This is a genomic window from Erwinia psychrophila (assembly GCF_039023475.1).
Taxonomy (GTDB): Bacteria; Pseudomonadota; Gammaproteobacteria; order Enterobacterales; family Enterobacteriaceae; genus Erwinia.
In genome coordinates this window covers 118316-136495 of record NZ_JBCHVB010000002.1, presented here as the reverse complement: position 1 = coordinate 136495, position 18180 = coordinate 118316, and the positions used below count along the sequence as shown (strand labels likewise).

The 18180-nt window shown below is 56.1% G+C and carries 20 protein-coding genes and 1 other RNA gene; 16 read left to right on the top strand and 5 right to left on the bottom strand.

Going from position 1 to position 18180, the window contains the following annotated elements:
* Nucleotides 1–27: 27 nt before the first annotated feature.
* On the top strand, nt 28–531 hold the full coding sequence (locus tag AAH446_RS06720) for a M48 metallopeptidase family protein (protein ID WP_342905950.1): 504 nt from the start codon (nt 28–30) through the stop codon (nt 529–531).
* A gap of 143 nt (nt 532–674) precedes the next feature.
* On the opposite strand, the gene AAH446_RS06715 is transcribed toward AAH446_RS06720, so the two are convergent.
* Nucleotides 675–2366, bottom strand: a complete 1692-nt coding sequence (locus AAH446_RS06715; RefSeq protein ID WP_342905949.1) for a chloride channel protein — start codon at nt 2364–2366, stop codon at nt 675–677.
* A 233-nt stretch (nt 2367–2599) separates the two neighbouring features.
* On the opposite strand from AAH446_RS06715, the gene AAH446_RS06710 reads away from it, so the two are divergent.
* The 11 genes from AAH446_RS06710 (at nt 2600) to AAH446_RS06660 (ending at nt 11552) form a co-directional block, all read left to right on the top strand.
* Nucleotides 2600–3586: a Gfo/Idh/MocA family protein gene (locus tag AAH446_RS06710; RefSeq protein WP_342905948.1), complete on the top strand. Its 987-nt coding sequence runs from the start codon at nt 2600–2602 to the stop codon at nt 3584–3586.
* 250 nt (nt 3587–3836) lie between these two features.
* Nucleotides 3837–4808 (top strand): TerC family protein, encoded by a 972-nt coding sequence (locus AAH446_RS06705; RefSeq protein ID WP_342905947.1) that lies wholly within the window; start codon nt 3837–3839, stop codon nt 4806–4808.
* Between the two features lie 190 nt (nt 4809–4998).
* Nucleotides 4999–6240 carry a serine/threonine transporter SstT gene (sstT, locus tag AAH446_RS06700; protein WP_342905946.1) on the top strand — a complete coding sequence of 414 codons (1242 nt, stop codon included), beginning with the start codon at nt 4999–5001 and terminating at the stop codon, nt 6238–6240.
* 609 nt (nt 6241–6849) lie between these two features.
* Nucleotides 6850–7527 carry a DedA family protein gene (locus AAH446_RS06695; RefSeq protein ID WP_342905945.1) on the top strand — a complete coding sequence of 226 codons (678 nt, stop codon included), beginning with the start codon at nt 6850–6852 and terminating at the stop codon, nt 7525–7527.
* Entirely contained in the window at nt 7527–7907 is a 381-nt protein-coding gene (gene mzrA, locus AAH446_RS06690) for an EnvZ/OmpR regulon moderator MzrA (RefSeq protein ID WP_342905944.1), read from the top strand. The genes AAH446_RS06695 and mzrA overlap by 1 nt, the downstream gene beginning before the upstream one ends.
* Nucleotides 7908–8074: 167 nt before the next feature.
* Nucleotides 8075–8449 carry a DUF1090 domain-containing protein gene (locus AAH446_RS06685; protein WP_342906363.1) on the top strand — a complete coding sequence of 125 codons (375 nt, stop codon included), beginning with the start codon at nt 8075–8077 and terminating at the stop codon, nt 8447–8449.
* A 47-nt stretch (nt 8450–8496) separates the two neighbouring features.
* Nucleotides 8497–8802, top strand: coding sequence for an ElaB/YgaM/YqjD family protein (locus AAH446_RS06680; RefSeq protein WP_342905943.1), 306 nt, complete (start codon nt 8497–8499; stop codon nt 8800–8802).
* Between the two features lie 2 nt (nt 8803–8804).
* Entirely contained in the window at nt 8805–9197 is a 393-nt protein-coding gene (locus AAH446_RS06675) for a phage holin family protein (RefSeq protein ID WP_342905942.1), read from the top strand.
* Nucleotides 9197–9478: a YqjK-like family protein gene (locus AAH446_RS06670; RefSeq protein WP_342905941.1), complete on the top strand. Its 282-nt coding sequence runs from the start codon at nt 9197–9199 to the stop codon at nt 9476–9478. Before AAH446_RS06675 ends, AAH446_RS06670 begins: the two co-directional genes overlap by 1 nt.
* 223 nt (nt 9479–9701) lie before the next feature.
* A complete protein-coding gene (locus AAH446_RS06665; protein ID WP_342905940.1) occupies nt 9702–10121 on the top strand; it encodes a DoxX family protein in 420 nt (139 codons plus the stop codon).
* 438 nt (nt 10122–10559) lie between these two features.
* On the top strand, nt 10560–11552 hold the full coding sequence (locus AAH446_RS06660; RefSeq protein ID WP_342905939.1) for a glutathione S-transferase family protein: 993 nt from the start codon (nt 10560–10562) through the stop codon (nt 11550–11552).
* A 72-nt stretch (nt 11553–11624) separates the two neighbouring features.
* On the opposite strand, the gene AAH446_RS06655 is transcribed toward AAH446_RS06660, so the two are convergent.
* Nucleotides 11625–12527 carry a LysR family transcriptional regulator gene (locus AAH446_RS06655; protein ID WP_342905938.1) on the bottom strand — a complete coding sequence of 301 codons (903 nt, stop codon included), beginning with the start codon at nt 12525–12527 and terminating at the stop codon, nt 11625–11627.
* A 127-nt stretch (nt 12528–12654) separates the two neighbouring features.
* On the opposite strand from AAH446_RS06655, the gene AAH446_RS06650 reads away from it, so the two are divergent.
* Complete coding sequence (locus tag AAH446_RS06650) at nt 12655–13359, top strand: pirin family protein (RefSeq protein ID WP_342905937.1); 705 nt, start codon at nt 12655–12657, stop codon at nt 13357–13359.
* A 48-nt stretch (nt 13360–13407) separates the two neighbouring features.
* Here the strand turns inward: AAH446_RS06650 and AAH446_RS06645 are convergent, their stop codons facing one another.
* Complete coding sequence (locus AAH446_RS06645) at nt 13408–13983, bottom strand: UPF0149 family protein (protein ID WP_342905936.1); 576 nt, start codon at nt 13981–13983, stop codon at nt 13408–13410.
* Nucleotides 13984–14169: 186 nt separating this feature from the next.
* Between AAH446_RS06645 and AAH446_RS06640 the strand changes: the two genes are divergently transcribed.
* A complete protein-coding gene (locus AAH446_RS06640) occupies nt 14170–14295 on the top strand; it encodes a hypothetical protein (protein WP_342905935.1) in 126 nt (41 codons plus the stop codon).
* A gap of 113 nt (nt 14296–14408) precedes the next feature.
* On the opposite strand, the gene rnpB is transcribed toward AAH446_RS06640, so the two are convergent.
* Both rnpB and rsmI read right to left on the bottom strand, forming a co-directional pair.
* Nucleotides 14409–14786: RNase P RNA component class A (rnpB, locus tag AAH446_RS06635), an RNA gene on the bottom strand.
* Nucleotides 14787–14818: 32 nt separating this feature from the next.
* A complete protein-coding gene (gene rsmI, locus AAH446_RS06630; RefSeq protein WP_342905934.1) occupies nt 14819–15682 on the bottom strand; it encodes a 16S rRNA (cytidine(1402)-2'-O)-methyltransferase in 864 nt (287 codons plus the stop codon).
* Nucleotides 15683–15744: 62 nt separating this feature from the next.
* Between rsmI and AAH446_RS06625 the strand changes: the two genes are divergently transcribed.
* On the top strand, nt 15745–17805 hold the full coding sequence (locus AAH446_RS06625; protein ID WP_342905933.1) for a penicillin-binding protein activator: 2061 nt from the start codon (nt 15745–15747) through the stop codon (nt 17803–17805).
* Nucleotides 17763–18170: a YraN family protein gene (locus AAH446_RS06620; RefSeq protein WP_342905932.1), complete on the top strand. Its 408-nt coding sequence runs from the start codon at nt 17763–17765 to the stop codon at nt 18168–18170. The genes AAH446_RS06625 and AAH446_RS06620 overlap by 43 nt, the downstream gene beginning before the upstream one ends.
* The last annotated feature ends 10 nt before the right edge of the window (nt 18171–18180 follow it).

The following is an 18180-nucleotide window of genomic DNA, read 5'->3' as shown; positions in this document are numbered from 1 at the left end:
GGGGAAATTTATTACTTTTCCGGCATTATGACTCAGTTACGCTATCTGAACGGTTATCCCTCCAACATTATCACTCAGGTGCAGACGCTGTTTGACCAGAGCAAGCTGGGCCTCTGGCTGGATAAAAAGTATCCGGGCGGTCATAGCGTGCAGAACGATAAGGCGTTGTATCAGTACGTTTCCGATCTCAAACAGCGCTATGTGAGGAATGCCTCCGCGCTCTCTAAGGTAATGTACGACAACAAACAGAACCCGATTAAGGGCACGCTGGGCACCAATACTTTTGTCTCCCGCGTGCAGGGCGGCAAGCTGAAATCCAATAATGAAATCCGCATCGCCACTCTGTTCCGCGACGGCCCGGAAGATTTTTTACGGATGATCGTGGTCCATGAACTCGCGCATCTGAAAGAGAAAGAGCATAACAAAGCGTTCTACCAGTTATGCTGCCACATGGATCCCGATTACCATCAGCTGGAGTTTGATATGCGGCTCTGGCTTAACTGGAAAGAGCTGAATAAAGAACGTCCCTGAATACGCGGCCGGAGACGCCAGCAGTGAACCGCCTTCTATCTCATATCTCACGTCTGACGCATAAGCTTATGGACAATGCGGGCCAGAGCGGCCCTGGGTGTGAAATCCCTCCTGCGACAAAACGCGGTAAGCAGCGCCCGCCGTCAGAGAAACGCCTTCGCCTTCTGGATAAGGCTGGTTTTGGTCAGCGCGCCAAGATATTTTCTTTCCTGCGGATTGTTCAGCACCGGTAACCGCTCCAGCGTCACTCTCGCAAAGGCTTCCCACCCTTCCGTAATGGTCTGGTTTTCAAAAATGGTCGGAAAATCGGCGTCCATCACGCAGCTGACCGGGGAATTCAGCGTGATTTCTTTATCCAGCACCTTACGGGAAATGTCATGGATGGACGTCGCGCCAAGAAACTGCCCTTCATCATCGACCACATAGACAAAGCGCTCCCGTTTCAGCGAGCTGACCGCCAGCGCTTTGCCCACGGAATCGTCAGGCCTTAGCGCCGCGCCTGAGACAATGAACTGCGAAATGATGCCATTATCAAACTCGAACTTTGCATCTGAGCGGCTGAAGTGGTTTTTAATCAGCGGATAGGTGCTGGCGAGCTGCAACCGGTAAGCGGTCATGGTGGCCAGCACGCAGGCGATCATCGTCGGAAAAAGCAGACTGCTGTTGAGCGTCATTTCCAGTACCATCAGCATCGCCATCAGCGGTGCCTGGCTGACCGACGCCAGCACGGCCCCCATGCCGATGGCGGCAAAAATGACCGCGTGGCTGACCGGCAGGCCCGCAAACGTCGCCAGCGAGGCCAGCAGCACGCCGAGAATGGCGCCAATCAGCAGCGAGGGCGTAAAGAGACCGCCAACGGCATTCGATCCAACCGACACGGCGGTGGCGACCATCTTCAGCACCAGCAAAAGCAACAGCCCTTTCAGCATCAGGCCGCCGGCCATGATCGCCACAATCACTTCGTAACCGTTGCCAAGTATATTGCTGCTGCCCATCGCCAGAATACCGACAAGCAGCCCGCCCAGCCCTAAACGCAGCGGCAGACTTTTTACCCTACCAAAACGGGTTTTGCACTGATTGATCAGCCAGATAAATGCCCCGCCCACCAGCCCGGCCAGCAGCCCCAGCGCAACGGTCAGCAGCATGTTAACGGGCGTCAGCTCAAACTGCGCGCTGGTCAGGGTATAGATGGCGGAACGGTGTCCCAGCGTCCACATGGTCAGCACCGCCACGCCGGAGGAGATAATCAGCGGGATCACGCGCTGAAGCGCAGAGATGCCAAACGCGATTTCCGCCACAAAAATGGCGGAGGCGAGCGGTGCATGATAGACGGACGAGAGGCCCGCCGCCGCCGCCATCGCCACCAGATCGCTGTTTTTCAGGTTGAAACGCTGAAAGCAGAACCGCCCCATCAGGCTGCCGCAGAGCGCGGAAAGCTGCACCATCGGCCCCTCCTTCCCGATTGACGCCCCGCTGCTGATACTGGCGATAGAGGAGATCGCCCGGAACAGCGAGGTTTTGGTCGGAACCGCATCCAGCCTGGCGTTAATCACCTCCAGATAGTCTGTCCGCACCGTCTCTTTTTGCTCAATCGCCGTGGCATAACGCAGAAAGAACCCGGCTATCACGCCGCCAGTCCCGACGATCAGCGGCCAGAAATACCAGGGATAGACGTTAATCGCCTGAGTAATGTCCTTTTCGGTGCCGAACAGCAGAGAGTTGATTAGCTCGATGGTCATCCGGAAAAGCAACGTCACCAGCGAGGCGGCAAATCCCACCGGAATCGCAACAAGTATGCTGGTCCAGTTCAGTGCATGTCGGCTGCCCGTAGTCATTGTTGTGCATTTATCCCGGAAGGTGTTCTCTGCCCCTATCCTCCAAGAGGCGGCGTAAAAAATCAAATATTCATCCGCTTTCCCCGGCGTTGCCATTACCGGTTTTTGTTATTAAAACAACGATTTTTTCACAGCCCGCCGCCAGCCCCGCATGCTACTCTGATCGAGAACAGGGTGGGACGCTGACCGATCGGTTCCACAGATAATTTAATAAGTGGAGATCGCAACAAGCCATGATTCGCTTCGCAATAGTAGGCACCAACTGGATTACGCGGCAGTTCGTCGATGCCGCTCATGAAACCGGTAAAATGAAACTTACCGCCGTTTATTCCCGGGCGCTTGAACAGGCTCAGGCCTTCAGCAACGATTATCACGTGGCGCATCTTTTTACCTCCCTGGAGCAGATGGCCCAGTCCGGTGACATCGACGCGGTCTATATCGCCAGCCCGAATGCGCTGCACTGCCAGCAAGCGCTGCTGTTTATGCAGCACGGGAAACATGTGATCTGTGAGAAGCCGCTGGCATCCAACCTGCGCGAAGCCGAAGCGATGATCGCCTGCGCCCGTAAAAACCAGGTTGTGCTCTTTGAAGCGTTCAAAACCGCCAGCCTGCCTAATTTCCAGGTTCTTCAGCAGTCGCTGCCGAAAATCGGCAAGCTGCGTAAGGCGCAGCTGACCTACTGCCAGTATTCATCCCGCTATCAGCGCTACCTGGATGGTGAGAACCCGAATACGTTCAATCCGGCCTGGTCCAACGGCTCCATCATGGATATCGGCTTTTACTGTCTGGCCTCGGCGATCGCGCTTTGGGGCGAACCTGCCAGCACGATCGCCAACGCCTCTCTGCTGGAAAGCGGCGTGGATGCGCATGGCACCGTGGTGATGGACTACGGCGATTTTGACGTTACGCTGCTGCATTCCAAAGTCAGCCAGTCCGTTAACACCAGTGAGATTCAGGGTGAGGATGGATCGCTGCTCATTGAGCAGATAGCCGAGTGTCAGCGCATCACCTTCGTACCGCGCAGCGGTAAGCCGCAGGATCTCAGTCAGCCTCAGCACATCAATACCATGCTCTACGAAGCGGAAACCTTTGCCAAACTGATAGAGGGTAATCAGGTGGATCACGCTGGTCTGGCCCGATCGCGCAGTACGGCGAAGTTGCTGACCGAAATACGCCGTCAGACCAACGTTATCTTCCCTGCGGATAATGTGGTTATGTAAACATTTCTAAATATTACCGCCTGAGATTGACCTGGGGTGCTCTGGCACCTATCTTCATTCGCAGCAAAGGGGAGTAACTTCATTGCCGGCTAATCGTCAATACGGTACCTAAGTACCCGGTTACCGGGCAGCCAGGATCGCATCCTGCGTTGTAAGTGAGACCTTGCCGGGAGGCGAGGTTTGCTGACAGCATCAACACTGTGGCTGACGTCTTCCAACGTTGGCCATTTTTTATGCACAGGATAATGCCATGAATAGTGTAGGAACACCGTTACTCTGGGGCAGCTTCGCTGTCGTGGTGCTGATTATGCTGGCGATCGATCTCTTTTTGCAGGGTCGTCGCGGCGCGCAAAGTATGACATTCCGGCAGGCTGCCGTATGGTCTCTGATCTGGGTCTCCGTCTCTCTTCTCTTTGCTGCGGCCTTCTGGTGGTATCTGAAAGGAACCGTCGGCCCCGAAATTGCCCATACCCAGACGCTCGCCTTTCTGACCGGCTACGTGCTGGAAAAAGCGCTGGCTGTCGATAACGTCTTCGTCTGGCTGATGCTGTTCAGCTACTTCTCCGTTCCCGCAGCGCTGCAACGTCGCGTATTGATCTACGGCGTGCTGGGTGCCATCGTCCTGCGTACTATCATGATCTTCGCCGGCAGCTGGCTGGTTTCTGAGTTCGCCTGGATCCTTTACGTGTTTGGTGCCTTCCTGATCTTTACCGGCATCAAGATGGGGATGCCCGGTGGCGAAGGGGAAGAGGCCGTCGGCGACAAGCCGGTCGTGCGCTGGCTGCGCAGCCATCTGCGAATGACCGACAATCTGGAGGGGGAAAAATTCTTCGTCCGTCGTAACGGCATTCTGTTCGCCACACCGCTGCTGCTGGTGCTGATTATGGTGGAACTGAGCGACGTGATTTTCGCGGTCGACAGCATTCCGGCGATCTTCGCCGTGACAACCGATCCCTTTATCGTGCTGACCTCTAACCTTTTTGCCATCCTCGGCCTGCGTGCCATGTACTTCCTGCTGGCTAATGTCGCTGAGCGTTTCTCCATGCTCAAATATGGTCTGGCGGTGGTACTGGTCTTTATCGGTATTAAAATGCTGATCGTCGATTTCTATCACATCCCTGTGGCCATCTCCCTCGGCACCGTGGGAGGTATCCTCGCCCTGACGCTGCTGATTAACACCTGGGTTAACCGCCGCAACGATCGCCGGTTATCGGGCAAATAAACGCGGTCATTTTGTGAGTAAGGCCCGGAGTACGCAAAGTTAATGCATCTCCGGGCTCAATTTCGCTACTTTTCGCTTTCCCTGCCAGGACATTTCCTTATACTTCCCAGCGCAAACATGAGTATGCCGCTATGTTCAGCGCGATCGACGCTGACGCGCATCCCTATCACTATCACAGCTGGTTTCTACTATGAGTATGGAAAATAATCGTTCGGGTCTGCTGCATCGCCTGATGCAGGGTAGCCTTGTCACCCAAATCATGATTGGTCTGGTGGCGGGCATTGTGCTGGCATGGTTCTCCAAAGAGAGCGCGCTGGCCGTTGGGCTGCTGGGCGATCTCTTCGTCAGCGCATTGAAGGCGGTTGCGCCCATTCTGGTCATGGTGCTGGTTACGGCCTCAATTGCCAGTCACCAGCAGGGGCAGAAAACCACTATCCGCCCCATTATCACGCTATATCTGTTAGGCACCTTCTGCGCCGCCGTAGTCGCGGTTATCTTCAGTAACCTGTTCCCTCAGACCTTAGCGCTGACCGCTGCCACGACAGAAATCACGCCGCCTACCGGCGTTCTGGCCGTATTGCAGGGCCTGCTTAAGAGCATGGTGGCGAATCCGGTTGATGCGCTGATGAACGCGAACTATATCGGTATTCTGGTCTGGGCTATCGGGCTCGGCATTGCCTTCCGCCACGCAAGCAGCACGACGCGCACTTTTCTGCACGACACCTCCACTGCGGTCACCGGACTGGTACGCATCGTGATTCGCTTCGCGCCGCTCGGTATTTTTGGGCTGGTGGCGTCCACTTTGGCCTCAACCGGTTTCTCGGCGCTGTGGGATTATGCCCATCTGCTCTGTCTGCTGCTGGGCTGTATGCTGCTGATGGCGCTGGTGGTGAATCCACTGCTGGTCTGGTGGAAGATCCGCGCCAATCCTTATCCGCTGGTGTTTACCTGCCTGCGCGAAAGCGGCGTTACCGCCTTTTTCACCCGCAGCTCCGCCGCCAATATCCCGGTTAATATGGCGCTGGCGAAAAAGCTGAATCTGGATGAGGATACCTACTCCGTTTCGATTCCCGTCGGGGCGACCATCAGTATGGCTGGCGCGGCGATCACCATCACCGTGCTGACGCTGGCGGCGGTTACAACGCTCAATATTCAGGTCGATATTGGCTCCGCTATCCTGCTGAGCCTGGTGGCGGCCGTCTGTGCCTGTGGCGCTTCGGGCGTGGCGGGCGGTTCACTGCTGCTGATCCCGGTAGCCTGCAATATGTTTGGCATCCCGGATGATATCGCCATGCAGGTGGTCGCCGTTGGCTTTATTATCGGCGTACTGCAGGATTCTGCCGAAACGGCCCTGAACTCCTCCACCGATATTCTGTTTACTGCCGCTGCCTGTATGGCTGAAAAGCGTCGGGAAGAGCAGAAAGCGGTGTGATGCCGGTGGCGCGGTCGGGCCAGCGAGCCTGACCGCACCCTATTGCCGGGTGCTTTCCGCTCTCCGGAGCTAACTGTTCCTGTTCCCCGAAGTCTGGCCTCATTTTTATAAATCGCCGCAGCAGAAGACCGGATCACAAGGTAAGCCCCCGCCCGTTTGTCACTTTCCGGAAGAGAAACTTACCATACCGACTCATCATCAGGACGTTAACAGGCTGGCAGGAAACCGCTGACGGCTTAACAGATAAAAATGGTGCTGAGTCCCCGCTTCGGGTTTCAACTGCGGGAAAGGAGCGTTCTTAATGCGCGTAAAGGCCAGAGTAAGACGCAGATGACGCGATTAATGTCAGCCTGTGTAAAGCCACTTTCCGCTTACCGCCAGCCCCTGTAAAACATCGTTAATGCCAAGTTTCCCCTGTCTCAGTTGCCCGTAGTTTGTTACAGTCAACCGTCATTTTTTACGGTTTGAGGCAGAATCAAGGTGCCGCGCCGCTTTTCTGACAAAGGTAGAAGACCGTACGTGTCCTGACTCAGCCTGCACCTATAATAAATAATATTTCGTGACGGCCTTTGCCAGAACAACGTTAACAATGATGTTCAGGAATACCCAATGGATATATTTAAAGAACTGATACATGCGCTCTGGCAACAGGATTATGAATCCCTTGCCGATCCGTCGCTGGTTTGGGCGATTTATTTTGTCCTCTTTATGATCCTTTTTCTGGAAAATGGCCTGCTTCCCGCCGCGTTTTTGCCGGGTGACAGCCTGCTGATTCTGGTCGGCGTGCTGATTGCCAAAGGCACGATGACCTTCCCACTGACGCTGCTAATCCTGACCACGGCGGCAAGCCTGGGGTGCTGGGTGAGTTATATTCAGGGCCGGTGGCTGGGCAATACGCCCACGGTACAAAAATGGCTCTCCCATCTGCCCGCCCAGTATCATCAGCGGGCCTATCAGCTTTTCCATCGTCACGGCCTGTCCGCGCTGTTAATAGGACGCTTTATCGCCTTTGTCCGCACGCTGCTGCCGACCATTGCGGGCCTGTCGGGCCTGAGTAATGCGCGTTTCCAGTTTTTTAACTGGATGAGCGGACTGTTATGGGTATTGATCCTGACAGTGATGGGCTTTGCCCTCGGCAAAACCCCCCTCTTCCTCAAATATGAAGATCAGCTGATGTTCTGTCTGATGCTGCTGCCGCTGGTGCTGCTGGTCTTTGGCCTCTTTGGTTCGCTATACGTGCTGTGGCGCAAAAAACGCAGCCCGGACAATGGGAAAGGACACTCCTGATGCTCACTCAACGCCGCCCCTCTCTGCGGTTGCTTGCTGCCCTGTTGGCTGGCGCTGCGGCGCTGCTGCTGGTGGCCTTTTTGCCCGCGCTGTTTCGCAACGAAACCGCCCTGCAAATCCGCCCCTCACAGCAGGGCATTTCCGTGCCCGACGGGTTTTATGTTTACCAGCGCCTTAACGCCAAAGGCATTCACATCAAAAGCATCACGCCGGATGATAATTCTCTGGTCATAAAATTTGACTCGGCCGAACAGAGTAAGGCCGCTGAAAAAGTGCTCCGCGACATGCTGCCCTATGGTTTTGATATCGCCCGCCTGGATAAAACGGCCTCCCCGGAGAGGACTAGCCGTATCAGCCCCGCCAGAAAGACGCTGGGCTGACGGGCAGCCGCCTGTTCGCCCGCCCTTCCCGCTATCCCTAAGAATCTTCTCTCTTTTTGAGCTTTCCCGGTTTTATGACTATGCTTAACGGGCGTGTATTTCCAACCGCAGTGATGGGAAAAACCGGAACGTTCCAGCGTCCCGGGCAATGGAAGGTAGCGACCACTATGATTTACCGCACGATCCTTGGCCTCGGCCTTTTGACGCTGACCACTATCACCCATGCAGCTGACTCCCTTTGTATGCAAAAGGCGCAGGATATTCAGCATGAGATCGATCTGGCCCGCCAGAATGACAACCAACGCCGCGTGAACGGACTGGAACGGGCTTTAACTGAAGCACGCGCGGGTTGTACTGACGAAAAGCTGAAATCTCTTCACCAGGAAAAGATTAAAGAGCATCATCAGAAAGTGGAGGAACGTCAGAAAGCGCTGGATAAGGAAAAAGCGGAGGGTGATGACAGTCAAAAAATCGCCAAACGTGAAGCTAAACTGGCCGAAGCCAGGCGTGAACTTAGGGAAGTCCAGGCAGCACCCTATTAGGTCGCTGACTCTCTGGCTCTCACAACTGACCAATAAAGGAGTTTGTCATGTCTAAAGACACCACATCTGAGCACCTGCGCGCCGAACTGAAAACGCTGGCGGATACGCTGGAAGAAGTCCTGAGCCACACCGGCGACAAGTCCAGGAGCGAACTGGATAAGCTGCGTAGCAAAGCGCAGAGCGCGCTGAAAGATACCCGTGCCCGTCTGGGTGATTCAGGCGATCGCATCGCCAAAACCTCGCGCGAAGTGGCAGACCACGCTGACGTTTACGTGCGTGACAATCCCTGGACCAGCGTAGGTATCGGCGCCGCTGTAGGTGTCGTGCTGGGTGTCCTGCTGACGCGTCGCTAATTATGGCAAATTCTCCGCAAAGCCACGGCCCCGGCAAAGGGGTCATAGACATCGGACAGCGCATCGTCACCACGCTGGTCGGGATCGTGGAAACCCGTGTGCGGCTGGCGGTGGTTGAGCTTGAGGAAGAGAAAGCCAATCTGATCCAGATGCTGATTATGATTGGCCTGACAATGCTCTTTACTGCCTTTGGCCTGATGAGTCTGATGGTTCTGATTATCTGGGCCGTCGATCCGCAATACAGGCTGATGGCGATCGGCATTACTACCGGCATGCTTTTTGCGCTGGCGCTGATTTTCGGCCTCTGGACGCGGGCAAAATCGCGGCGCTCCACGCTGCTCAGCGCCACGCGCCGGGAGCTGAAGTCAGACCGTGAACTGCTGGAGGATGACTGATGAGCCGCGAGCGTGACGAGCATAAGGCCGAGCTGTTGCGCCAGATTCAGCAGCAACGGCTGGATCTGAGCGCAGGCAGAAAGCTCTGGCTGGAGCGCACCGCGCGCTACGATCGGGGCTGGATGACGCTGGTTAACCTGCGCCGCTATGCGGCCGTAGGCAGCGGTCTGATGGCCATCTGGTCCGTGCGTAACCCCCGCTTTATTACTCGTATGGTTAAGCGCGGTCTCGGCTTCTGGAGCACCTGGCGCATCGTGCGGGCTTATCTGCCCGGCCGCTAAGCGCTTCAGAGCCTCGCCGACCTTCCTGGGGACCAGACTCTGCTGGCCCCAGCCATAACTTCAATTTTACTGAACAACTAAAACAGTTTATCTCGCTTACAAAAATCCCCTTACGCGAATATTATCTCCAGCAACGAAAGGTACTGCGCTCAACGTCGCGTTATGCCTGAAGAAATAGCGGCTGGCATCGTCGCCAGACTAACAATTATTGCTGGAGTTAATCATGAAAAAATTCGAAGATGCAGGGTTCCTGGTGGCACGTATTCTGATGCCAATCCTGTTTATTGTTGCTGGCTGGGGTAAGATTTCCGGTTATGAAGGGACTCAGCAGTATATGGAGAGCATGGGCGTTCCCGGCTTCTTCCTGCCGCTGACCATCCTGCTTGAATTCGGCGGCGGTCTGGCGATCCTGTTTGGCTTCCTGACCCGCTTTACCGCTATCGTCACCGTGGTCTTTACTCTGCTGACCGCTGTGCTGTTTCACAGCGATGCCTCAGTGGCGGGTAACTCCATCAACTTTATGAAGAACCTGAGCATTGCTGGTGGCTATCTGCTGCTGTTCATCACCGGCCCGGGCGCAATCAGCATCGACCACCTGCTGCGCAAAAAAACAAAACTGAACGGCGCTAAAGCAGCGGCATAATAAAACAGGCGGGGCCAGCCGATTGCTGCCCTGCCTCTCTTTTATTGCGCGGCTAACGTTCTCCCGGATGCTTTAAATAGTATTCCGGCTTTAACTGCCTCAGCGTTAAAGCATCCGGGCGTTATCTGAGCGGAAACAGTAAAAATAAATAAGGGCCAACGGGTAATCCGCATTCACCGATAGCCTTGATAGCCTTTTTTTATTTTTATCAGAAAAATTCATTCAGTGACTGACAGATAACGCTTTACAGCTATGAAATGGCGACAGGCTTAATAAGCCAGATACGGGAAAACCAGGGGCGGTAATAATCACCTCCGTACAATCTGTTATGCTTCTCTGTAATGCAGATCGACTTCACGTAGCGCAGGGTGAGGTAAGCTGTTATCTCATCAACCCCCCCGGAAATAAACAGCCAAATAAACGTCAAGGAGCCCGCTAATGGGACAACTTATCGAGGGTGTCTGGCACGATAACTGGTACGACACCAAATCCACCGGTGGCCGCTTTAAGCGTTCTGAATCCGCCTGGCGCAGCTGGGTAACCGCTGACGGCGAAGCCGGACCCACTGGCAAAGCGGGTTTTCAGGCTGAGGCGGGCCGCTACCATCTCTACGTTTCTCTTGCCTGTCCCTGGGCGCACCGTACGCTGATTATGCGCAAGCTGAAAGGACTGGAACAGATGATCTCCGTCTCCGTCGTTCATCCCCTGATGCAGGAAAACGGCTGGACCTTCGATGAGGCCTTCCCTGGCGCCACCGGCGACAGCCTTTATCAGAATGACTTCCTCTATCAGCTTTATCTGCACGCGGATAGCGACTATACCGGGCGCGTCACCGTTCCCGTGCTCTGGGATAAGCAGCAGAACACCATCGTCAGTAATGAATCAGCCGATATCCTGCGCATGTTTAATAGCGCGTTTGATGGCGTGGGTGCGCGTGCGGGGGATTATTATCCTGTCGCGCTGCGCGACAAAATCGATGAAGTGAATAGCTGGGTTTACGACACGGTCAACAACGGCGTGTACAAATCCGGTTTTGCCACCTCGCAGGAAGCTTATGATGAAGCGGTTACCGCCCTGTTCAGCTCGCTTGACCGGCTTGAACAGATGCTGGGACAGCACCGCTACCTGACCGGCGATCGGCTGACCGAGGCTGACCTGCGCCTCTGGACCACGCTGGTTCGCTTCGATCCGGTTTACGTCACCCACTTCAAATGCGATAAGCACCGCATCAGCGACTATCTCAACCTCAACGGATTTTTGCGGGAAATTTATCAGATGCCGGGGCTGGCAGAAACGGTCGATCTGGCGCATATCCGCCATCATTACTACCGCAGCCATACCACCATTAATCCGTCCGGCGTGATTTCATTGGGGCCGGCCTTTAACTGGGATGAGCCGCATGGCAGGGATGAGCGCTTCCGCTTACGCTAAATGCCACGTACGGACCTGCCGGAAGTTCGCTGTCCGGCAGGTGCAATCGCCTGTCCCGATCCAAGATAGGGCTTATTTCTGCTGCTTCGCCAGAAGCTTCGGAATTTCACGCAGGCACCAGGCTTTCGCCTCTCCCATACTGTCCCGCCGCCACGCCATAATAATGTCCACCTCCTGGGTATATTCCGGGCTGACGACGCGCAGGCGACCTTCCGCAATATCTTTTTCCACCATCGGATAGGGGATCGACGCCACGCCCAGCCCTGCCAGCAAGGCGCGATGCTTATCTTCGATAGAGCTCACCGTCAGACGCTGCTGCTTGTCCAGAAGCTGCACGGTCAGCACCGGCCGCTCCCGCGCGGTATCCGCCACCGCGATACCGCGATATTTTACGCGCGTCACTTCGGAAAGCGGCTCTGGCTCATCGTGAATGGGGTGATCCGGGCTGGCGACAATCACGCTGATCATGCTGTAGAGCTTGCGGGTATTAATTTCTGAGGAGGCGCGAAAATGCAAATCGGGCGCAATCACAATATCTGCCCGCCCCTGCTCCAGCCGCTCCCAGGCCCCGGCCAGCACTTCCGTCACCAGCGAGATTTGGGTATTCGCCTTCACGGCCAGCTTATCGATCAGCGGAAAGAGATAGCGGCAGGGCACCAGCGCTTCGCTGACGATTGTCAGATGGGTTTCCCAGCCTCTGGCCAGCGCTTCGGCGTCGGTGGTCAGTTTATCCGCCGCTTCGAGCAGCACCCGGCCACGCTCCAGCAGCATCCGCCCGACGTTGGTGAATTTGGTCCGGTGGCCGGAGCGATCGAAGAGCACCACGTCCAGCTCTTCCTCCAGTTTCTGCATGGTATAGCTTAAGGCGGAAGGAACACGTCCCAGCTCATCCGCCGCCGCCGCAAAACTGCCCCGACGATCGATAGCATCCATTACGCGTAATGCTTCCAGCGTCAGCGCACGGTCTTTTGCCATAGCATTTCTCTGTCAGTAAATTTGAACATGCCAAGCAGATTAACTGGCTAACAATCCTGCGTCCAGAAACTTACTATAAGAACATCATAAACGGCCGGAAATACGAGCGGCCGGATGGGAGGATTTCATGATTACCAGTCGCACCGCGCAAGAGTGTGGCAAGGCTGATTACGGTTGGCTACAGTCGCGATACACCTTTTCCTTTGGCCACTATTTTGATCCAAAATTACTGGGCTACGCCTCTTTACGCGTGCTCAATCAGGAAGTGCTGACACCAGGGGCCTCCTTTCAACCCAGAACCTACCCAAAGGTCGATGTTCTGAATCTGATCCTGCAAGGCGAGGCGGAATATCGCGACAGCGAAGGCAACCACGTTACCGCCAGCAGTGGGGAAGCGCTGCTGCTCTCTACCCAGCCAGGCGTCAGCTACAGTGAACATAATAACAGTAAAGAACAGGCGCTGACGCGTATGCAGCTCTGGCTGGATGCGGCCCCAACGCGTGAAAGTGCGGCGGTGCAGCGTCTGGCTATGCCGCCCAATCAGCGCCATCTGCTGCTGGCCTCGCCGGACGGCGCGGAGAACAGCCTGCAGCTTCGTCAGCAGGTCTGGGTTCATCAGCTACAGCTTGAACCCGGCGAGGTGGAAACCATTGCGTTGCGTGGCCGCCAGGCTTATCTGCAATCGATACACGGCGCGTTAAACGTCGGCACACCTTCCCGCTCCAGACAGGCGCTGGTTTGCGGAGATGGTGCGTTTATTCAGGAAGAAGAGAGCGTAACGCTGACGGCCAGCACCCCGCTGCGGGCGCTGGTGATTGATTTACCAGTCTGACAACAGACACCGGGACATGCGCCCGGTGTTGTCAATACAGCCTGCGGCCTAGTTCAGTTTTGAAGCGCGCAGCGGCAGCCAGTAACGATGCAGCGTCAGCGCTGCCGGGCCAATCGCGTTCTGGCTCTGCACATAGGCTTCCGGCGTCATCTGCTCAAGCTCAGAGAAACGGCTTTCCATACCGTGAAGCGCAATGGCGTCCAGCGCTTTCTGCTGCTGCTCCGGCAGCGCTGCCCAGTCCCCCAGCGCTACGCCGCGCAGGTAGCCAACACACCAGTCTTCCACAACGGTATACTCTTCGCCGTCCATCTCACTGATGCCAAACAGCGGCGCAAACTGATCCGGCGCATCGTTCAGCCTTTCGGCAATGTCGTTCATATGCTGCCAGGTTAGCTGTTGAAAGCGCTCCCTCTTCTCGTCGGAAGGCCATTCAGGCCGATCGTCTTCATCGCCCCACAGTGCCGCCAGCCAGAGAGCCGGTTCCACCACATTCGGGCCGGAGAGAAGGGCGGTCAACATGCCGTCCAGTTCAGAAACATCCATGACGGAGGCGTCATTGCCGTATTCAAGCAGAACATTGTCCAGCCACTCCAGTTCTTCTTCCGTTAAGGGTCCAGTATTCATGCTGCGTTCTCCTGCGCCTGTCGAAAGGGTTTCGGAGCCATCTTACTCCGTTTGAAAAGGACTGCTGCAAAAAACTGTTTCCGGGGATAAACGGCCTGTTTCTTATCTACATTATGGCTGAAAAGTGCGATAAGGCTGCTGTAAACGCTCAATAAATGTGAACCGTTGGGGTTTGTTCCAGGAAGGATGCTGCGCGAAGATAAAGAAGAAAAAGCATTATTTGCTGGCGGGGTAATAATGGCCGGCGTGACTGTATATAAAGTTCTGATTCCTTCCAGAGCAAAAACCAGAATAACTGGAGAGGCTAAATGAGTCCGTAGCTAAACGGTAAAACACGCTCTTCCATCAACATATTTCTGAGTGGCCATTCATCTTTCCATCCTGCGGAAAGCAAAAAACCCGCCGGAGCGGGTTTTTACTGAATGTGTTGAAGCTGACCGGTAAGCCGGGTTCTGTCGTGGACAGTCATTCATCTAGGCCAGCAATCGCTCACTGGCTCAAGCAGCCTACCCGGGTTCAGTACGGGCCGTACCTTGTGAACCCCTATTTGGCCTTGCTCCGGGTGGAGTTTACCGTGCCGCGAACTGTTGCCAGACGCGCGGTGCGCTCTTACCGCACCCTTTCACCCTTACCTGATCCCATTTCTGGGCCATCGGCGGTTTGCTCTCTGTTGCACTGGTCGTAGGCTTGCGCCCCCCAGGCGTTACCTGGCACCCTGCCCTATGGAGCCCGGACTTTCCTCCCCTCTGTCTGTCTCCCCCGAAGGAGGACGGCAACAAAGCGGCGACTGTCTGGTCAGCTTCGGCGCGGATAATAGGGCATTCCACGCGGTTTGTCACCCCTCTTGCTGTTCCAGCGCGTACTTATAGAGCGCATTCTTCTTCACACCGTGGATCTCAGCGGTCAGCGCGGCGGCCTTTTTCAGCGGCAGCTCCTTCTGTAACAGCGCCAGGGTGCGCAGCGCTTCCGGCGGCAGCGCATCTTCCTGCGCATGATACCCTTCCACCACCAGCACCATTTCGCCCTTACGGCGGTTTTCATCTTCCTGCACCCATGCCAGCAGTTCGCCAACCGGAGCGCCCTTTATCGTTTCCCAGGTTTTAGTGATTTCACGCGCCAGCACGACATAACGATCCGTTCCCCAAACCGTCACCATATCCTGTAAACTCTCCAGCAGACGGTGGGTGGATTCGTAAAAAATCAGCGTGCGCGCTTCCTGCTCAAGCGCGCGCAGCGTATCGCAGCGGCCTTTGCTTTTAGCGGGAAGAAACCCTTCGTAACAAAAACGATCGGACGGCAGCCCTGCCGCGCTTAATGCGGTAATGGCGGCACAGGCGCCCGGCAGCGGCACCACGCGGATGTCCGCTTCGCGGCACAGGCGCACCAGATGGTAGCCGGGATCGTTGATCAGCGGCGTGCCCGCATCGGAAACCAGCGCAATGCTTTGTCCCTCGCGCAGCTTCGCCAGCAGGGACTCCGCCTTCTGCTGTTCGTTGTGATCGTGCAATGCGAACAGGCGCGCATTGATGGCGAAATGTTGTAGCAACAGCCCGGTATGACGTGTATCTTCCGCTGCGATCAGATCGACGTTTGAGAGCACTGTCAGCGCACGCTGAGTGATATCGCCCAGGTTACCGATCGGTGTGGGAACAATATAGAGCGTGCTGGCAGAAATCTCTGCCCGATCGTGTTGTTTCATTGTGAGATCCGAATTGCCGATTTAATATTGAGCATCTTGAAAAAAACATCACTGGATACAGTATGCTTCCTTCGAAAGTCATTCATAACAAAGCAGGACGCTGCTTTTCCCTGCTGCTGGCCGCGCTCCTTTTTGCCGGATGTACCAGCCAGGACCCGCAGGCGCCGGTGGCGAACGTGCAGGGCGCAGCAACGGGCTCTTCTGATTACTATCTGCAACAGATGCAGCAAAGCGACGATGATAACAAGGTTGACTGGCAATTACTCGCAATCAGAGCGCTGCTGAAAGAAGAGAAGATCCCCCAGGCCGTCGATCTGATCGGCAAACTGCCGCAGACGCTCAACAAAACGCAGCGTCAGGAAAGCGACCTGCTGAAAGCGCAGTTAAGCGTTGTGCAGCAGGACCTTAGCGGCGCCGCTGCCCTGCTGAGTCAGATCGAGGTGGGCGCACTCTCTGAAACGCAGAAAGCGCGCTACTATCAGCTGGTGATTGCCACCCACCAGGGTCGTCCTTCGCTTGAGGTGCTTCGTGCCTATATTGCGCAGGAGCCGCTGCTCTCCTCCCCCGCCGACAAGCAACAGAATATTGATGCGACCTGGCAAACGCTGGTGCAGATTACCCCGCAACAGATGAACAATCTGGTTATCAACGCCGATGAAAACACGCTCCAGGGCTGGTTAGATCTGCTCAACGTCTATAAATCTAACAGCAGCGACCCGGAGATGCTGAAGGCGGCGATTGGCGACTGGCAAACCCGCTATCCTCACAATCCCGGCGCGAAAATGCTGCCAACGGCGCTGAGCCAGGTGCAGAATTATCAGCAATCCTCAACCGGAAAAATTGCGCTGCTGCTGCCGCTCAACGGTCAGGCAAAGGTCTTTGCTAACGCCATTGAGAAGGGATTTAACGACGCCAGAAACGGTGTGCTGGCGCAGTCCGCAGCCCCCATGCAGGCACCGGAAAACCTCTCATCTGCGCCGGCGGCCGAGGCGAATCCGGCCGATCCGTCAGCGGTCGTCAGTCCTTCCGCTGCGCCAATCGAAGCGCCGGGCAATACTGAGGGTGAACCCAGCCCAGCACCGGTTGAGGAGCCCGCTCAGCCCGTGGCGCAGAACGGCAATGTCGCGCAGACTGCCCCGCCATCAAGTTCGGCCCAGGTGCAGATTTACGACACCAGCTCACAGCCTATCGACCAGATCCTTACCCAGGCCCAGCAGGATGGCGCAACGCTGGTCGTCGGTCCCCTGATCAAATCCAACGTCGAGAAGCTCTACAGCCTGCAAACGCCGCTGAATATCCTTGCGTTGAATGAGCCGGGCACCATCCAGAACCGTCCGAATCTGTGCTACTTTGCGCTTTCTCCTGAAGACGAAGCGCGGGATGCCGCCCATCATATGTGGGAACAGGGCGTACGTTCGCCGCTGCTGATGCTACCGCGCAGTTCGCTGGGCGACCGGGTCAGTAAAGCCTTCGCCCTGGAATGGCAAACGCTGGGCGGCGGCACCGTGCTGCAACAGCTGTTTGGTTCAGTCAGCGAGCTGAAGCAGGGGATTAACAGCGGAGCGGGCCTGCGCCTTTCCGGTACGCCGGTGAATGTCCAGCCACAGCAGCCGCAGGGAGTGACCATTGCGGGGCTGACCATTCCGGCGCCGGTAGAAGAGACGCCACCGGCTGCGGAAGGCGGCAGCGTGGATTCGGTTTATATCGTCGCCAACCAGAGTGAAATGGCGCTGATTAAGCCGATGATCTCAATGCGCGTCAGCAGCCGCAGCATGGTGAAAATTTACGCCAGCTCGCGCAGCTATCAGGCGGGCGCCGGACCGGACTACCGCCTGGAGATGGATGGCGTGCAGTTTAGCGATATCCCGCTGCTTTCCGGTACCAATCCGGCGCTGATGCAGCAGGCAGTGAAGAACTTCAATAATGATTATTCGCTGGTCCGCCTCTATGCGATGGGCGTGGACGCCTGGACGCTGGCTAACCATTTTGATGATATGCGCCAGATGCCGGACTTCCGGATCCAGGGAGAAACCGGCGGCCTGAGCGCGACCCAGGAGTGCGTTATCAACAGGAAGTTGACATGGAACCAGTATCGTCAGGGGCAAATCGTCCCGGCATCCTGAGTCGCCAGCAGGCGGGGGCGCTGCATGAACAGCAGGCCCGCCGTCTGCTGGAGAAAGCAGGATTGGCTTTCGAAGCGGCGAACGTGCGTTACCGGTCTGGTGAAATCGACCTGATCATGCGCGATCGGCAGACATGGATTTTTGTCGAGGTACGCTACCGGCGTAACGCCTTGTTTGGCGGCGCGGCGGCCAGCGTCACCCGTCGCAAGCAGCAAAAGCTGCTGCGCGCTGCCGCATTGTGGCTGCGCGCACGCGGAACCAGTCTCGAGAGCGTCGACTGCCGTTTTGATGTGGTCGCCATAACCGGCTCAGAAATTGACTGGTTGCCCAATGCATTTACGGCGGAGTCGTTTTCGCCACCATAAACCAGGTGAA

Coding starts and splice junctions, on each gene's coding strand:
- AAH446_RS06720 (WP_342905950.1), top strand. CDS start 28: ATGACTCAGTTACGCTATCTGAACGGTTATCCCTCCAACATTATCACT.
- mzrA (WP_342905944.1), top strand. CDS start 7,527: ATGCTCACTCAACGCCGCCCCTCTCTGCGGTTGCTTGCTGCCCTGTTG.
- AAH446_RS06640 (WP_342905935.1), top strand. CDS start 14,170: ATGCTGCGCGAAGATAAAGAAGAAAAAGCATTATTTGCTGGCGGGGTA.
- AAH446_RS06660 (WP_342905939.1), top strand. CDS start 10,560: ATGGGACAACTTATCGAGGGTGTCTGGCACGATAACTGGTACGACACC.
- AAH446_RS06655 (WP_342905938.1), bottom strand. CDS start 12,527: ATGGCAAAAGACCGTGCGCTGACGCTGGAAGCATTACGCGTAATGGAT.
- AAH446_RS06665 (WP_342905940.1), top strand. CDS start 9,702: ATGAAAAAATTCGAAGATGCAGGGTTCCTGGTGGCACGTATTCTGATG.
- rsmI (WP_342905934.1), bottom strand. CDS start 15,682: ATGAAACAACACGATCGGGCAGAGATTTCTGCCAGCACGCTCTATATT.
- AAH446_RS06680 (WP_342905943.1), top strand. CDS start 8,497: ATGTCTAAAGACACCACATCTGAGCACCTGCGCGCCGAACTGAAAACG.
- AAH446_RS06650 (WP_342905937.1), top strand. CDS start 12,655: ATGATTACCAGTCGCACCGCGCAAGAGTGTGGCAAGGCTGATTACGGT.
- AAH446_RS06685 (WP_342906363.1), top strand. CDS start 8,075: ATGATTTACCGCACGATCCTTGGCCTCGGCCTTTTGACGCTGACCACT.
- AAH446_RS06715 (WP_342905949.1), bottom strand. CDS start 2,366: ATGACTACGGGCAGCCGACATGCACTGAACTGGACCAGCATACTTGTT.
- AAH446_RS06705 (WP_342905947.1), top strand. CDS start 3,837: ATGAATAGTGTAGGAACACCGTTACTCTGGGGCAGCTTCGCTGTCGTG.
- AAH446_RS06620 (WP_342905932.1), top strand. CDS start 17,763: ATGGAACCAGTATCGTCAGGGGCAAATCGTCCCGGCATCCTGAGTCGC.
- AAH446_RS06710 (WP_342905948.1), top strand. CDS start 2,600: ATGATTCGCTTCGCAATAGTAGGCACCAACTGGATTACGCGGCAGTTC.
- AAH446_RS06625 (WP_342905933.1), top strand. CDS start 15,745: ATGCTTCCTTCGAAAGTCATTCATAACAAAGCAGGACGCTGCTTTTCC.
- sstT (WP_342905946.1), top strand. CDS start 4,999: ATGAGTATGGAAAATAATCGTTCGGGTCTGCTGCATCGCCTGATGCAG.
- AAH446_RS06695 (WP_342905945.1), top strand. CDS start 6,850: ATGGATATATTTAAAGAACTGATACATGCGCTCTGGCAACAGGATTAT.
- AAH446_RS06675 (WP_342905942.1), top strand. CDS start 8,805: ATGGCAAATTCTCCGCAAAGCCACGGCCCCGGCAAAGGGGTCATAGAC.
- AAH446_RS06670 (WP_342905941.1), top strand. CDS start 9,197: ATGAGCCGCGAGCGTGACGAGCATAAGGCCGAGCTGTTGCGCCAGATT.
- AAH446_RS06645 (WP_342905936.1), bottom strand. CDS start 13,983: ATGAATACTGGACCCTTAACGGAAGAAGAACTGGAGTGGCTGGACAAT.